15 protein-coding genes and 4 pseudogenes are annotated in these 13,285 nt (G+C 62.3%); 15 read left to right on the forward strand and 4 right to left on the reverse strand.

Annotated elements, in window-relative coordinates:
- Window positions 1–100: 100 nt before the first annotated feature.
- Window positions 101–535: pseudogene (locus NG697_RS21330) on the reverse strand (transposase); the annotation flags it as partial.
- On the opposite strand from NG697_RS21330, the pseudogene NG697_RS06130 reads away from it, so the two are divergent.
- From NG697_RS06130 to NG697_RS06145, 4 genes and pseudogenes are all read left to right on the forward strand, one after another.
- Window positions 528–1,308: pseudogene (locus tag NG697_RS06130) on the forward strand (lyase family protein); the annotation flags it as partial. The pseudogenes NG697_RS21330 and NG697_RS06130 sit on opposite strands and share 8 nt — an antisense overlap.
- On the forward strand, window positions 1,301–2,119 hold the full coding sequence (locus tag NG697_RS06135; protein WP_252613765.1) for an alpha/beta fold hydrolase: 819 nt from the start codon (window positions 1,301–1,303) through the stop codon (window positions 2,117–2,119). The pseudogene NG697_RS06130 and the gene NG697_RS06135, both read left to right, overlap by 8 nt.
- Window positions 2,116–2,556, forward strand: a complete 441-nt coding sequence (gene pcaC, locus NG697_RS06140; RefSeq protein WP_252613766.1) for a 4-carboxymuconolactone decarboxylase — start codon at window positions 2,116–2,118, stop codon at window positions 2,554–2,556. The genes NG697_RS06135 and pcaC overlap by 4 nt, the downstream gene beginning before the upstream one ends.
- A pseudogene (locus NG697_RS06145) lies at window positions 2,553–2,801 on the forward strand (thiolase family protein); the annotation flags it as partial. The gene pcaC and the pseudogene NG697_RS06145, both read left to right, overlap by 4 nt.
- Window positions 2,802–2,830: 29 nt before the next feature.
- Here NG697_RS06145 and NG697_RS06150 read toward each other — a convergent pair.
- On the reverse strand, window positions 2,831–3,340 hold the full coding sequence (locus tag NG697_RS06150; protein ID WP_252613767.1) for a hypothetical protein: 510 nt from the start codon (window positions 3,338–3,340) through the stop codon (window positions 2,831–2,833).
- Window positions 3,341–3,350: 10 nt separating this feature from the next.
- Between NG697_RS06150 and NG697_RS06155 the strand changes: the two genes are divergently transcribed.
- The 9 genes and pseudogenes from NG697_RS06155 (at window position 3,351) to NG697_RS06195 (ending at window position 10,295) form a co-directional block, all read left to right on the forward strand.
- A complete protein-coding gene (locus tag NG697_RS06155; RefSeq protein WP_252613768.1) occupies window positions 3,351–4,286 on the forward strand; it encodes a GntR family transcriptional regulator in 936 nt (311 codons plus the stop codon).
- 99 nt (window positions 4,287–4,385) lie between these two features.
- Entirely contained in the window at window positions 4,386–5,300 is a 915-nt protein-coding gene (locus tag NG697_RS06160; RefSeq protein WP_252613769.1) for an NAD(P)-dependent oxidoreductase, read from the forward strand.
- Window positions 5,301–5,338: 38 nt separating this feature from the next.
- On the forward strand, window positions 5,339–5,887 hold the full coding sequence (locus NG697_RS06165; protein ID WP_252613770.1) for a thiamine pyrophosphate-binding protein: 549 nt from the start codon (window positions 5,339–5,341) through the stop codon (window positions 5,885–5,887).
- A 27-nt stretch (window positions 5,888–5,914) separates the two neighbouring features.
- Window positions 5,915–6,547 carry a thiamine pyrophosphate-dependent enzyme gene (locus NG697_RS06170; protein WP_252613771.1) on the forward strand — a complete coding sequence of 211 codons (633 nt, stop codon included), beginning with the start codon at window positions 5,915–5,917 and terminating at the stop codon, window positions 6,545–6,547.
- Between the two features lie 11 nt (window positions 6,548–6,558).
- Window positions 6,559–7,941 carry an MFS transporter gene (locus NG697_RS06175; RefSeq protein WP_252613772.1) on the forward strand — a complete coding sequence of 461 codons (1,383 nt, stop codon included), beginning with the start codon at window positions 6,559–6,561 and terminating at the stop codon, window positions 7,939–7,941.
- A 202-nt stretch (window positions 7,942–8,143) separates the two neighbouring features.
- Window positions 8,144–8,689 (forward strand): annotated as a pseudogene (locus NG697_RS06180) (AMP-binding protein); the annotation flags it as partial.
- A gap of 181 nt (window positions 8,690–8,870) precedes the next feature.
- A complete protein-coding gene (locus tag NG697_RS06185; protein WP_252613773.1) occupies window positions 8,871–9,221 on the forward strand; it encodes a YidH family protein in 351 nt (116 codons plus the stop codon).
- 5 nt (window positions 9,222–9,226) lie between these two features.
- Complete coding sequence (locus NG697_RS06190) at window positions 9,227–9,568, forward strand: DUF202 domain-containing protein (RefSeq protein WP_308293078.1); 342 nt, start codon at window positions 9,227–9,229, stop codon at window positions 9,566–9,568.
- Between the two features lie 523 nt (window positions 9,569–10,091).
- A complete protein-coding gene (locus tag NG697_RS06195; RefSeq protein ID WP_252613775.1) occupies window positions 10,092–10,295 on the forward strand; it encodes a hypothetical protein in 204 nt (67 codons plus the stop codon).
- Between the two features lie 99 nt (window positions 10,296–10,394).
- Here the strand turns inward: NG697_RS06195 and NG697_RS06200 are convergent, their stop codons facing one another.
- On the reverse strand, window positions 10,395–10,682 hold the full coding sequence (locus NG697_RS06200) for a hypothetical protein (protein WP_252613776.1): 288 nt from the start codon (window positions 10,680–10,682) through the stop codon (window positions 10,395–10,397).
- Between the two features lie 227 nt (window positions 10,683–10,909).
- On the opposite strand from NG697_RS06200, the gene NG697_RS06205 reads away from it, so the two are divergent.
- Both NG697_RS06205 and NG697_RS06210 read left to right on the forward strand, forming a co-directional pair.
- Complete coding sequence (locus NG697_RS06205; RefSeq protein WP_252613777.1) at window positions 10,910–12,142, forward strand: hypothetical protein; 1,233 nt, start codon at window positions 10,910–10,912, stop codon at window positions 12,140–12,142.
- Between the two features lie 137 nt (window positions 12,143–12,279).
- Window positions 12,280–12,582, forward strand: a complete 303-nt coding sequence (locus NG697_RS06210; protein WP_252613778.1) for a DUF4193 domain-containing protein — start codon at window positions 12,280–12,282, stop codon at window positions 12,580–12,582.
- A 164-nt stretch (window positions 12,583–12,746) separates the two neighbouring features.
- On the opposite strand, the gene NG697_RS06215 is transcribed toward NG697_RS06210, so the two are convergent.
- The gene (locus NG697_RS06215) at window positions 12,747–13,076 is read right to left on the reverse strand and encodes a hypothetical protein (protein ID WP_252613779.1); all 330 of its coding nucleotides are present in this window, start codon (window positions 13,074–13,076) and stop codon (window positions 12,747–12,749) included.
- Between the last annotated feature and the right edge of the window lie 209 nt (window positions 13,077–13,285).

Genomic DNA, 13,285 nt, shown 5'->3' on the forward strand with positions numbered 1-13,285 from the left:
CGTCAACGGCCCCCATGGGCCGTGTGCTCATAGTCGGGTCTCGAGTTAGCCCCAAAGTGCTGCCACGTCACGCCCCGCCACGCATCCGGAGGGCACGTTCTTATGCCGCGTTCATGCGCTCCCCCTGCCCGTGTTCGCCTTGCTGGAGGGGTGCGGCCAGGGACCAGCACCAGCCGGCGAGTTCCCTGGCGATCGCGGTGTTGGCCGTGACGGACCTTTTCTTCCGGGCGTCGAACACTTCCCATTTGTGGTGGAGCCGGTGGTTGCCTTCCAGCACGCGGATCCGGGTGGCCGGGCCGACCAGGTCCAGCTGGCGCAGCATCCGGAGCCCGGGTCTGGAGTAGGGGCGCCGGTGCTGCCACGCCGCCTCGATGAGGAGCTTGCGTGCGTATTTGCTGCCGGCCTTGGTGATGGGTCCCTGGTGCCGGGATTGGCCCGAGGACTGCTCGCTGGGGACCAGACCCACGTAGGAGCCGATGGTGGCGCCGGTGAAGCGTGTCCAGTCGCCGATCTCCACGGCGAGCCCGAACCCCGCCCAGTTGGGCCTCGCCCCCGCGCCCGCTCCCTGGCACACCAACCGTCTGATTATCACCTCATTGGGCCATGCCCTGGCAGCCGTGCTGGATGCGTTCGGGAAGATCGCCGCGGATGTCCTGTTCCTGAGCCGGCCCGAGGTCGGCGAGCTGGCCGAACCGCGCGCGGCGGGCCGTGGCGTTTCCTCCGCCATGCCGCAGAAGCAGAACCCGGTGCTGTCGATGCTGGTACGCAGCGCCGCGCTCCAGGCACCCCAGCTGGTGGCCCAACTGCACCTGGCTGCCGCGAACTTCAACGACGAGCGCCCGGACGGCGCCTGGCACACTGAGTGGCCGGCACTCCGGCAGCTCTTGGCCCTGGCACTTGGCGTCGCAGGCCATGCCCGGGAGCTCGCCGAGGGGCTGCAGGTTTTCCCGGACGCCATGCGCCGCAACCTGGACCTTGCCGGTCCGCTGCTCCTCCGAAGGCGTGGCCGCTGCTGTGGCGCCCCTGCTTGAGGACAAGGACGGCCGCAACGGCAAGCAGCAGTTGCAGGCAGTCGTGGACCATACCCTGCAGGCACCAACCGTGGAGCAGCCAGCCACGTACCGCAAGCTGCTCCGTGAAGCGGTGCCGCCCGGGGCGCTTCCCGATCTCCGGCTCGAGGAACTCCTTAGTCCGGCCAGCTACCTGGGCGAGGCCGCTGAAATCGCCTGGCGCATCCTTGCCGCCTACCCGGAATTTTTCCCCGCAGCATCTGCAGAAACCGACGCGAACGGAGCCCGCCGTGGCTAAACCTGCCTTGAAAGCCGCCCTGCTGTCGCCCCAGCGGGCCCCGGGCGAGCACCCCCTGCTGGTGGTGGGGCCGTCCCTGGGCACCTCCACCATCCTTTGGAACAGGACCGCATCCCTGCTCGGGACAAACTTCGACGTTGTGTCCTGGGACCTGCCCGGCCACGGCGTCTCACCTGCCGCCACCGAAGCGTTCGACGTCGCCGCGCTGGCTGACGCCGTGGTGGACCTGATCGACTCCATCGTCCCCGGCGAGTCCTTCCACTATGCCGGCGTCTCCCTCGGCGGGGCCACCGGCCTGCAGCTGGGCATCAAGCACGGCGAACGCCTCAAGAGCCTGTCCGTCCAGTGCACCGGCGCCAAACTGGGCACGCCGGAAGCCTGGCTGGAACGTGCAGAAACGGTGCGGACCCAGGGCACTGCGGTGATGCTCCAGGGCTCGTCGGAGCGCTGGTTCGCGCCCGGGTTCATGGAACGTGAACCCGGGCTGAGCAGCCGGCTTCTGCATGCCCTCCGCGATGCGGACCGCTTCAGCTACGCCTTTTGCTGTGAGGCGCTGGCCGGTTTTGACGTCCGCGCTGAACTCGGCAGCATCGCCGTCCCCACCCAGGCTGTTGCCGGCGCGGCAGACACTGTGGTCCCGCCGTCGTTCGCTGAAGAGATCGTTGCCGGTATCACCGCCGGCGGCGGCATCGCGAACGCTGTGACCCTGGAGGGCGTGGCGCACCTTGCCCCCGCTGAGGCGGCCGCCCACGTGGCGGAACTGCTGCGGAACCTCATCACCTGGAGCGAGTCGCGCGGAGCCGGCAAATGACCGGCGTTGAATCATCCGGCCCGGAACGCAACGGCGTGGTCCAGCCGGATGCCACCAGCCAGGAGATTTACGACGGCGGCATGGTGGTCCGCCGCGAGGTGCTGGGCGCCGCGCATGTGGACCGGGCCAACGCCAACAAGGACGCCTTCACCGAGGACTTCCAGGACATGATTACGCGGATTGCGTGGGGTGGCATCTGGACCCGTCCGGGCCTCACCCGCCAGATGCGCTCCGCGGTGACCCTGACGGCCATGGTGGCGCACGGGCACTGGGAAGAGCTGGCCATGCACATCCGGGCGGCCCTCACCAACGGCCTGAGCAAGGACGAGATCAAGGAAATCCTGCTGCAGACCGCCATCTACTGCGGTGTCCCCTCCGCGAATACGGCCTTCAAGACTGCCCAGCAGGTTTTTAGAGAAATGGACAACAACGTATGAAACAGGCTTTTGTGTACGACGCCGTGCGCACCCCGTTCGGTAAGTTCGGTTCGGGTTTGGCGGGGGTGCGTCCGGATGATTTGGCGGCGCATGTGATCAGGGAGTCCGTGAAGCGGGCGCCGGGGCTGGATCCGGAGCGGATCGATGAGGTGGTGTTCGGAAACGCGAACGGTGCCGGTGAGGAGAACCGGAACATTGCCCGGATGGGGACGCTGCTGGCAGGTTTGCCGGTCTCGATCCCGGGGCTTGAGGACCAATGCTCGGGAAAGTCACGCTAAGCCGAGTATTGGTCCTCAAGCCCCTCGTCCCATTCGGCCCAGGTCCGGACCGGGATCTGGGATTTCAGCAGTATGCCGGGCTTGGTGTGCGAGCGGCCCCGCGGGCAGAGTTTCGCCCGTTCACCGGCGAGTTTGCGGTCGATGGTCGCCGCGCTCATGCGCATCAGCAGAGCAGCCTGCGCGTCGGTGACCTCAAGCTCCTTGTCCCGGCGCAGCAGCGGCACCAGGACCGGCAGCATCGGGGCCAGCAGCCTGCCGGCAGGGGCCCGCAGCACCGCCCAGCACGTGACCAGGGATGGCAGCAGATCAGGCTCGTAGACCGGCATTCTGCCCTGTCTGGGCTTGACGATCTTCAGCACCAGGGCCTCCCGCAGAGCGGTCCGTGCGTAATCGCGGTGCCAACCGGTCAGCTCGACCAGCTCGTTCAGGATCCGGGACTTCCCTGCACGATCGGCGCTTTTGTAGGCGAGGGCTTTCTTCTTTGTCACAGCTTGCCGCTGGACCATCGTTAGCTCCATGAAAACGGGCATAGTCCCCATACGCCGCCCCATCCGGAAACCACGCCGCTACGCGGAGGAATTCAAATCAGGCAACGTATCCGGCTACGCGGAGGTTTTCTATGAGCATCGCGACCTGTTGACACGTCTGCAGACGTCTCCTAGTGTTGTCCCCATGCTACAGACCATAAGTGATGGGGACCACATCCAGCTCGATGGCCAGCAGGCTCTACACGCCCAGGTGGCGGACAAGCTGCGCTCGTTTGCCGAAGAGTTGGGAACGGGCGCGAAACTACCCTCAGAGGCTGAACTCGTCCAGGGGTTGGGCGTCTCGCGTACGACCATTCGGCGGGCGATAAAAGCCCTTACCGAGAGCGGAGTCCTTGATGTTCAACATGGGCGGGGAACGTTTGTCGCCTTCCGTCCAGTAACGCAGTCGATAGATCGGTTCGGCCCCTTTGTAGAGTCGCTGACAGCTGAGGGTGAAAAGACCACGGAGTTAGTTGACAGTGAATGGCGGACGGGCTGGGACGTACCCTCCGCAATCGGCGGACCGGATCTCCCGGGCTTCGGGTTCCGCTGGTTGCACCGGATCAATGGTCGTCCGCATGCGCTCTTCGACTGCACCCTGCCTGTTGATATCGGACAGAAGATCGACCGCAACCTGCTTGCGACCACCCCTATCTACTACATTCTGGAGGAACAACTCGGCATCGTTCCCCGCGCCGCCGACTACACCTTCACCGCCGGTCCCGCCAACGACGATGTCGCTTCCCTGCTCAACGTCGAACCCGCCAGTTCCCTGTTGATTCTGGAGCGGAAGACGAAGGATCTGTCCGGAACCATCGTCGAATGCGGACGCTACTTCCTCGTGCCCGAACTGCATCAAATTCGGCTGAGCGCCAGTGCAACCCGCCTTGCCTCGGTCTTGGACTTCGACGGCCGAACCAGCTAAACCCCCAGTCACCTTCAACCTTACCCAGCTCGCCGTAACCATTACGTCGGCTATCCCGTCATGCCCATATATATCCCCACTGAAATACGGAGAAACACCATGTCAAACACACTCGCCACAGAGACAATCGCCGTCATCGGGCTCGGCGCAATGGGACTTCCCGTTGCCCGCAACCTCGCTGTTGGAGAGGGCGGTGTGGTTGGCTGCGACCTGGATCCCGGCCGGCGCACACGCTTCGAGGAAGACGGCGGACGGGCCGTCACGCTTCCCCGTGACCTGCCGACGTCGGTTAAGACGTTCTTCGTCCTATTGCCCAACCCAGCAATCACCGAGGCCGCGATTTTCGGCCCCGATGGCCTAGCCTCCACGCCTGGCCTGCTCAGCGAGGGAAAGGTAGTGGTCAACCTTGGGACCATCGGCCCGGACGCCGTCCTCGATCTCGGTAAGCGACTCGCAGAGCTGGGTACTTCGATTCTGGACCTTCCCATGGGGAAAAGCTCCGCCGCTGCCGAAGCCGGCGAACTGTCGCTCCTTGCGGCGGGGGACGAACAAATTTTCTCGGCGATCCGGCCGCTCCTGGACCACATCTCGACCGAGGTCGTGTTCTGCGGCGAGCTCGGCCTTGCCTCCACGATCAAGATTGTCAACAACCTAGTATCCTCAACCATCGCCGATGTCGTGGCACAAGCTCTGGCACTTGGAGCGGCGTCGGGGGCGCCTCTTGACCTCATGATCAAGTCCCTCTCGGCCACCGGGGCCGACAACTGGCACCTGCGCAACACGTTTCCTAACAAGGTCGCTCACCGTGACTTTGCCCCTGGGTTCAGTGTCGACCTCGCAACCAAGGACATGCGAATCGGGCTTGAAATGGCTGCGAAGCGCAGCATCCCGCTCCCGACGGTAAGCCAGTCGTACCAGCGCTACCTGCAGGCACAGCAGGACGGCTACGGACAAGAAGACTGGGGCGCGCTGGCCAAGGTTGCCGAGAAGAGCGCCGGCACCGAACTTCGTTGAGCATCGACCCGAAATCAATCCGAACCGAGAGGAACGCTATGACCACCTCTACACCAGTCGGACATCGTCTCGCCGTACCGGGCGAGCTTATCCTCGACGAACTGGCCGCCTGTCAGATCACGCACGTGGTCACGGTCCCCGACTTCGTCCAGATGTCCGTGCATGCCAAACTGCGCGAAAACTACCTTCCCGATGTCGAAGTGATCCACACGTCCACTGAAGACGAAGCCGTGGTCATCGCCGCGGGACTGTACCTCGGAGGCGCCAACCCTGTGGTCATCATTCAGAACCAGGGACTGTATGCATGCGTGAACAATCTAAGGGCAATTGGCCTTGACTGCGGTCTTCCGATCTTCATGATGATCGGCCAGTTCGGCCGCGAGGAGGAGAACTTCGGCCAGGATCCCGCACTTTCCGATCGCCGAGTGGTCCGCCTGCTCGAACCCCTGCTGGACACACTCGAGATCCCCCACCTGAGCCTCGAAGGGCCGGAAGACATTGGAAACGTCCGACGCGCGTACGAGCTCTCACGCGAACGATCCTGGCCGACAGCCCTCGTTATCGGAGTGCCAACGGCGTGGACCTAAACCCAGCCAGCGATTACAGGAGTACCAATGCCTCTCACTAGCCGAATAGCCGTGTCCATCATTGCCGAATACCGTTCCCCAGACGCGATCTCGGTATCAACGATGACCGGGATGAAGTTCTTCCACGCCGCATCACCCAGCCCCCTGAACGTCAGCTCCGTACCTATGATGGGAGGCGCTTCAGCCCTCGGACTCGGACTCGCGCTCGCGCAGCCCGCGCGTACGGTCCTTGTACTCGACGGCGACGGAAGCCTCCTGATGCAGCTGGGATCCCTGGCAACCGTGGTCGGAGCGCGACCACAGAACTACGTGCACTTCGTCTTCGACAACGGCGTATGGTTCGAAGGTGGCGGGAACCTGCCGGTGCCCTCAGCCGGAACCACCGATTTCGCCGGCCTTGCGGAAGCAGCGGGCTATGCGGCGACTTACACCATCGGCGACGAAGGCCATCTGCGTGAAGCTCTCCCGCGGATCTTGGCCGGCCCCTCGCCGGCCTTCGTCCACCTCCAAATCGAGCCGGACCGCAGCGCCCCGTGGACCGTCGACAACCCGCCCGCAGCATTCCCCGACAACCAGTACGTGCGAATGGGGCAAGAAGCGCGCCTGCTTCAGGCGGCGCTCACAGAAGCCGCGGGCACCGCCCGCGGACCGTCCTTCTAAGGAGACCCAACATGCAGAGTTCAACGACGAAATCTGCGCCTAAGCAGGCGCCCATCAAATTGGTTGCGCTGTCGAGCTACATCGGAGCAACGATCGAGTGGTACGACTTCTTCCTCTATGGCACAGCAGCTGCCATGATCTTCGACAAGTTGTTCTTCCCAACCGCTGACCCTCAGCTGGGAATGATTCTCTCCCTCGGAACCCTAGGCGTCGCCTACTTGGCACGCCCGGTGGGTGGCTTGATCATCGCTCACTACGGTGACCGAATCGGACGTAAGAAGATGCTGGTTCTTACCCTCATCATCATGGGAGTGGCCACTGTATTCGTAGGCCTGCTGCCGACTTACGACACGGTGGGGATGCTGGCACCAATCCTGCTCGTCCTCTGTCGGCTGCTTCAGGGGATAGGCATCGGCGGCGAATATGGCGGCGCCGTACTGATCACCGTCGAATCTTCACCCCGGAAACGGAGAGGCGTGTACGGCAGCATCACCCAACTCGGGGTAGCCAGCGGACTGCTGCTCTCCGCGGGCGTCTTCGCGCTAGTATCCGGAAACCTGGGCGAGGAGGCTTTCCTTACCTGGGGCTGGAGGGTGCCGTTCTTAGCAAGCGCCGTCCTCCTCCTCGTGGCACTCTTCATTCGCCTCGCCATCTCGGAGTCGCCTGCGTTCCAGGAGGTACGCGCCCAAGGACGAGAAGAGCGTCTTCCGCTGGCCACTCTCTTGAAAACCCAGCGCCGAGCGACAGTCCTTGCGATCGGCCAGCGGTTGGCCGAAGCCTGCATTTTCAACCTGTTCGCGGTCTTTCTGCTCGGATACGTAGCGAATCATCTCGATATGCCGCGAGACATAGCCGTTACCGGAGTGCTCATTTCAGCTGGAGTAATGCACATCACAACGATCGCTTTCGGGGCCCTTTCCGATCAAATAGGGCGCAAGAAGGTCTACGTGACTGGGGCACTCCTCTCCGCAGGTTTGATCGTTCCAGTCTTCCTCCTCCTCGACACACGCCAGGTGAGCTTGATCTGGCTGGCGTTCGCCCTCGGACTGGGGGTGGGATGGGCGGCCATGTATGGACCGCTCGCCGCATGGTGGACCGAGCAATTCAGGACCAATGTCCGATACAGCGGCATCTCCATGGCCTACCAGCTAGGTGGTGCGATTGGAGGCGGCTTCACCCCGGTGCTGGCAGCAACCCTGCTCGTGGCAGGCAACGGACATTTCTGGATCATCGCGGCCTTTACGATCGCAGTGTGCCTGATAAGTGCCCTTACAGGTATCCTCGCACCCGAAACGTATCAACGTGATGCCCAAGAAGAATACGACTCCCTAGAGCGTGCCGAGGGCTGTCCTGCAGCCGAACCCAGCCGGAAAGTTGGCGTCCCGGAAGCGTAGCCGGGGTGATATGAAAACTCCGGCCTATGGGCGGAGCGGCTTCCCCGCATCATGGTCAAGCCGCTCCGCCCATAGGGGAAGTGGGCCCCACGGCAAGCCAAGAAGCCCCCCAAAAAAACGCCACTTCTGATAACCGCGACACTTCCAGGTGCTGCAGATGCGCAGACAAACCCATTTCGCTAGAAAAAAGGGGAAGAATCCCATGACCTTCTCGGCCCAGGAATCAAAAGAACAGGCGTACGCACCAAGCGCCTTGTTCGCGGCCAACGCAAACGCCACCCCAGCACTTCAGGACGCCGCGGACGCGGACCGTCTTGCTCTCTGGGCTGCACAGGCCACAAGACTGCACTGGGACTCCCCGTTCACAGAGGTACTCGACTGGTCCGGAGCGCCCGTCGCGAAGTGGTTCTTGAACGGCCGGCTCAACGTTGCCTATAACTGCCTCGACCGCCACGTACTCGAAGGCAACGGCGACCGCGTCGCCGTCCACTTCGAAGGTGAACCCGGTGACATTCGCGCCCTCACCTACAACGACCTGCTCTCGGAGGTAAACAGGGCTGCCAACGCCTTCACCCACCTCAGGCTCGTCCCCGGTGACCGAGTCGCAATCTATATGCCCATGATTCCCGAGGCCATCGTAACCATGCTTGCCTGTGCCCTCCTCGGCCTGACGCACTCCGTCGTCTTTGCCGGTTTCTCAGCAAGCGCGCTACGTTCCCGTATCGAAGATACCCAAGCCAAACTAGTCCGTGGAGAGCACAACTGCCAGTCCACGGCCGGCTATAGTCCGTCAGGGATCCGGTTTAATGAGCACCCCCAAAGTCCTCATATAGCATCGGCATTCACGGCCGCTACCGTACGACGAGACTGGCACCGTGTCTAGCAACCAGCCACCGCCCAGCAGTCCCGTTCCGCCCACACGCGGAATAATGGCCGAACGGTTGTTGCCTGGCGGCACTGAACCGGATCCACGATTCACGCTCGCCAATGAACGGACGTTCCTAGCATGGATCCGTACCTCGCTGGCGCTGCTGGCCGGGGGCATTGCCATTGAGGCGTTTACAGCAGACCTGTTCCTGGAGCCGCTTCGAAAAGGCTTGGCAGTGCTGCTGCTCCTTCTGGGTATGCTGCTGAGCGGCGGGGCCGCGATCCGCTGGATCAAAGTGGAGCGCAGCATGCGAAACAAGACGCCGCTACCGCTGCCGCTCATCGTTCCACTACTGGCAGTGGCCGGGGCAATCGCTGCCGCAGTCGTCGCAACATTCATTCTCTGGCGCTGAGTCCCGTGGCCCCCATCTGCCAACACATCGGCGAGCCGCACGGGGACCCCGGGCTTCAGCCTGAGCGGACTACCCTGGCATGGGGCCGCACCATGATGGCTCTCGTGACCGTGAGTGCCATTTTCCTGCGGTGGCTGCCCCATCACGGCATGCCTATTCTGCTGCTGCTTGCCGTGGCGATCGCCGCCGCCGGCGCCATCTACCTCACACAGCGCCGGCGCTATAATGCCAGTGCAAGCGGTCTCACACGGGAAAGTCTTGATGCCAATACATCCGCCATCCTGTGGACAGCTTTCGCCGGGATATCACTGGGCGGGCTTGGCATCACCGTTGTCGTCGCCGATTAACTGCACACCACATCAGGGCAGCAGGCTTTCTGCTTGGTCACGGAAAGGACAGCCTGGGCGAGACCCTGCCATTCCCTGCCAGCGGCAGGGTCGATGCATCGAAGGATCGGGTTGGTTGACTGGGAGGTTCGCTGGGGGGTGATGCGCACAGGTAGTGCAGCACGACCTCGGTTGGTTCAGGGACCACCGTTTGGAGTGGCGCGACAAGAAGCTCAAGGACACGGTTGATGGGCTCGGCGTGGTCGCAGTTTCAGTTAGTTTAGCCTGTGCGCTCCTTGCGCGGAGGGAACTAACCGCCGTTAGTGCGGTACTGGGGCTTGAGGACCAATGCTCGGGAAAGTCCCGATAACAGCTTGTTCTGGGCTTATGTTGGGCAGGGTTCTGGTCATGAATGAGCTTTCCGGAGTAGACACCCGAAGAGGATGACGGGACGTTCGAGACCCGGGATCTGCTCGACGCGGTGGATTCCTTTGACGAAATGCGCACGCATCTGAACGGCTAGGGGGTTACCCGTCCACCGGAAATGCGCGATGAGCTCCTGGACCTGCATTCGCTCGCCATGGAAGTATTCCCGAACGGGCCAAAGGACGAACTGGTCAAGCTCTTTGAGCGGACCGAGGAACTTGAGAGCCTGGCTTTCGAGCTCATGATGCAGTCGGAGAAGCTCAACGGGTCGATTCACGAATCCCTAATGGACACAGAACCGGACGAACTCCGCGATCAATAGCCCGTGCAAGGGTGCTGCGCGTCAGCGCTAAGTAACGTCCGATTATTGGGGCTTGAGGACCAATACTCGGCTTAGCGTGACTTTCCCGAGCATTGGTCCTCAAGCCCCTACAAGCACCAGAAACGCTGATTTGGCTTCCGGTCCACGGATGTATTCACGGGATAAGTCGATCAAATACATCGGGTCTTCCATCGATCGCGTCAGCTGCTCCGGCCTCCAACCGTGTTGAGAAAGCCGCTCGGCAAGTCTCGGGGTAACTGAAATATGTTTGATCGCAGCTTTCCACTGGTCTTTTTCTTCCTCGGGCAGCGGCGACATACGCCATTCCGCCTCCCAATCCAACGTGTCGCCACCGATCGCTGAGGCATGAGTCTCAAAACTTGGCATTGCAGCTCCTTCCAGACGAACAAGACAACACCTATTGTCTTTGAAGACAATAGGTGTGTTGTCAACCGAATCGCGTACCGATCCTCCCAAGCCCCGCCAATGGTTAGCGCTACTTTTCCGCGCAATGGTCCCGGACCCCCGACTCCGACGCCGGCAACGCCTGCCAAGACCTATCAGCCCAGCCGGGCCTCGACCGATAAATCACCACCAAGTGCAAGGGGAACCCCATGAGTGAATCAGATGGAATGGATGACGTCGTGGACGGCGGGCTGCGGCAGTCGCTGATGATGGCATCACGTATTGCCGAGACTCTTGCCCGTCGCCGGCAGGAATCCCAGCGGCAGCAGGAACACCTGGACTCCCAGGCAGCGCACGAAGCCCAAGCACGCCTCGCCGCCGAACGCAGCGCCGCCCACGCGGCCCTCGCACCCGTGGAGAAGGAGCAGTGGTGGGACAAAGCGCAGCCCAACGACATTGCCACGGCACACGCCGTAGCCGAGGGCTGGAAAGACCACGACCCCACCGCCCTGGCAGCCTCCGAGAAAATCCGGCATGAAGTCCTCGCCCGGTACGGCATCGACACCCACGACGTCGGCTCTGACGTCGCTTACCTTGAGTCAGGGATCCAGACCATCACCACCGAGAAGGCGCGGCTGGATGCGATGGCCCGCAGCCAGGAAGAGACACGTAAGGCGGCCGCCGAGCAGGAGAAGGCCACGCAGCTTCTCGCGGCTGCCCGGGCTGAAGAACTCCGCGCCCAGGCCGAGAAGCTGGCACCGGAAATGGAACGCCACCAGGTGCCCGTCGAGTACCTGGCCAACCCTGAACTGGTACGGGCCCTGCAGAGGGCCCACAACGCTAAAACCCCCAAAGCAGCTGCGGCGGCCGACACGGAGATCAAGGAACGCATGTTCCTCATCGGCAAGGACGGCGTGAACGGTCCCGACATTGAGCAGCTGCGCAACGAGACCACAGCGAACATCAACGGCGCCGGCGACTCCCACTTTCAGGATCCGGCGTTCGTGAAAGCAGCCAAGGACATGCACGAAGCCAAGCTCCTGACAGAGGGCGGCTTTACGGGCTCAGAGTGGGCGTCACTGGAACAGCGGTACGAACGTGCCGAGAAGGAACTCTTTTCCCGACTTGAAGGCGTCGGACGAGAGATCGAAAACCGCGTTACCGGCAACGACAGCAGCCGGCTCAAAGACCAGGGCCTGAAAACTGAAAGCACATCGGCGGCTGGCTACGGTTCGGCCGAACACCACGAAGAGTTTGCCGAAACCCTGACAAATACCGGCGCTAGCGAAACTCAGATCCGGGGCCGCCTAGCCGCCGCCCGCAGTGAGGGCACACACCCTAAAACGGCAGTAACCATGGGCAAGAGCGTAGCTAAAGCCCGAAAGTCCCGCACTGGGGCAGCAGTAGGGGCTGAACGAGGTAAGAACGGCCTCAGCCGTTAGGCGCAGCGCAACTGTGTAACAGGGGCTGCCATCAGGCAGCTCCTGTGGTGCGCGGACATGGGAACAACGGCGCATTGGTGTACGTTGCAGTCTCGTCATAGGAACACCGTAGAAGCGTCAGAAAGAGAATCACCTAAGTGGCAACCGATTACGACGAAGTCCGTTCCGACGTCAAGGAATCCCAGGACCGCTCCTTGGAGGCCCTGCAGTCTGCGAATGCCCCGGATGCCCGCAGCGTCGTCAAGGAACTCGACGAAGCCGACGCATTCGATGAGGGCCTGACCCCCGGGGGAGAGATCGTCGCCGAGGAGCTCATCGTTCAGGTCATTCCCCAGGCTTCGGACGAGTTCACCTGCTATTCCTGTTTCCTCGTCCGGCACCGGTCCCAACTCGTACGCGAAAGCAACGGCCACTCGTACTGCATCGAATGCGAAGGTTAGGAAGTTCCTTCGCCTGGATGCAGCATCTGAGAGCAGTCCGGCAGCGTGAAGTATTCCGGAGCGCGGTGTTTGCGGAATCCCCAGACAGGGCGGGGGAGAAGCGTCATTTTGGGCCGCTTCTGCGGCTCGAGTGGCGGCTGATCCCGGGAGATTACTGTTGCGGGTCAGGCTGCCTGGGTAGCCGTTGCTGCCGGGGACGCGGCGATCTCAGGGGCGAGGATGCTCAGCCTGTAGTCGGACTGGCGCGGATCGACGCGGACCGGCAGATGGTGGGACCGCGAGCAGGCCCGCAGTTCTTCCAATGCGTCGGGCTCGATCCGGGCCCGGGTCATATCGAGCTCCAGGGTCATACCGGTGGTGAGCGAGTTGGCGCGCTTCATCACGTCATACAGGCCGCGGACGCTTTTGGACGTTACATGGCCCTGCGCGGCAACCTGGGCCTTTGCGCAGTCGAGGTCCACCCGGACCAGAACCCGAAGCTTGTCTGCCGTCACGAAAATTTTCTCCGCTCTAAGTTGGGAGACACAACGCGGTGGCGCCCCGAATAACCATAGACGAAATGTGATCCACGCAACATACCTGCCGGTGTCATAAGTTGGGGCTCCGCGACAGCGTGGTCCAGCCCAGTACTAGCAATATCTACTGATATCTATCGTTTTGCTATAGTTCTATAGATTTCAGTAGACATTCGTATAGATGAGGC

The organism is Pseudarthrobacter raffinosi, assembly GCF_023913835.1.
In the GTDB taxonomy this organism is placed as follows: Bacteria; Actinomycetota; Actinomycetes; order Actinomycetales; family Micrococcaceae; genus Arthrobacter; species Arthrobacter raffinosi.

Coding starts and splice junctions, on each gene's coding strand:
- pcaC (WP_252613766.1), top strand. CDS start 2,116: ATGACCGGCGTTGAATCATCCGGCCCGGAACGCAACGGCGTGGTCCAG.
- NG697_RS06150 (WP_252613767.1), bottom strand. CDS start 3,340: ATGGTCCAGCGGCAAGCTGTGACAAAGAAGAAAGCCCTCGCCTACAAA.
- NG697_RS06155 (WP_252613768.1), top strand. CDS start 3,351: ATGAAAACGGGCATAGTCCCCATACGCCGCCCCATCCGGAAACCACGC.
- NG697_RS06160 (WP_252613769.1), top strand. CDS start 4,386: ATGTCAAACACACTCGCCACAGAGACAATCGCCGTCATCGGGCTCGGC.
- NG697_RS06165 (WP_252613770.1), top strand. CDS start 5,339: ATGACCACCTCTACACCAGTCGGACATCGTCTCGCCGTACCGGGCGAG.
- NG697_RS06170 (WP_252613771.1), top strand. CDS start 5,915: ATGCCTCTCACTAGCCGAATAGCCGTGTCCATCATTGCCGAATACCGT.
- NG697_RS06175 (WP_252613772.1), top strand. CDS start 6,559: ATGCAGAGTTCAACGACGAAATCTGCGCCTAAGCAGGCGCCCATCAAA.
- NG697_RS06185 (WP_252613773.1), top strand. CDS start 8,871: ATGGCCGAACGGTTGTTGCCTGGCGGCACTGAACCGGATCCACGATTC.
- NG697_RS06195 (WP_252613775.1), top strand. CDS start 10,092: ATGCGCGATGAGCTCCTGGACCTGCATTCGCTCGCCATGGAAGTATTC.
- NG697_RS06200 (WP_252613776.1), bottom strand. CDS start 10,682: ATGCCAAGTTTTGAGACTCATGCCTCAGCGATCGGTGGCGACACGTTG.
- NG697_RS06205 (WP_252613777.1), top strand. CDS start 10,910: ATGAGTGAATCAGATGGAATGGATGACGTCGTGGACGGCGGGCTGCGG.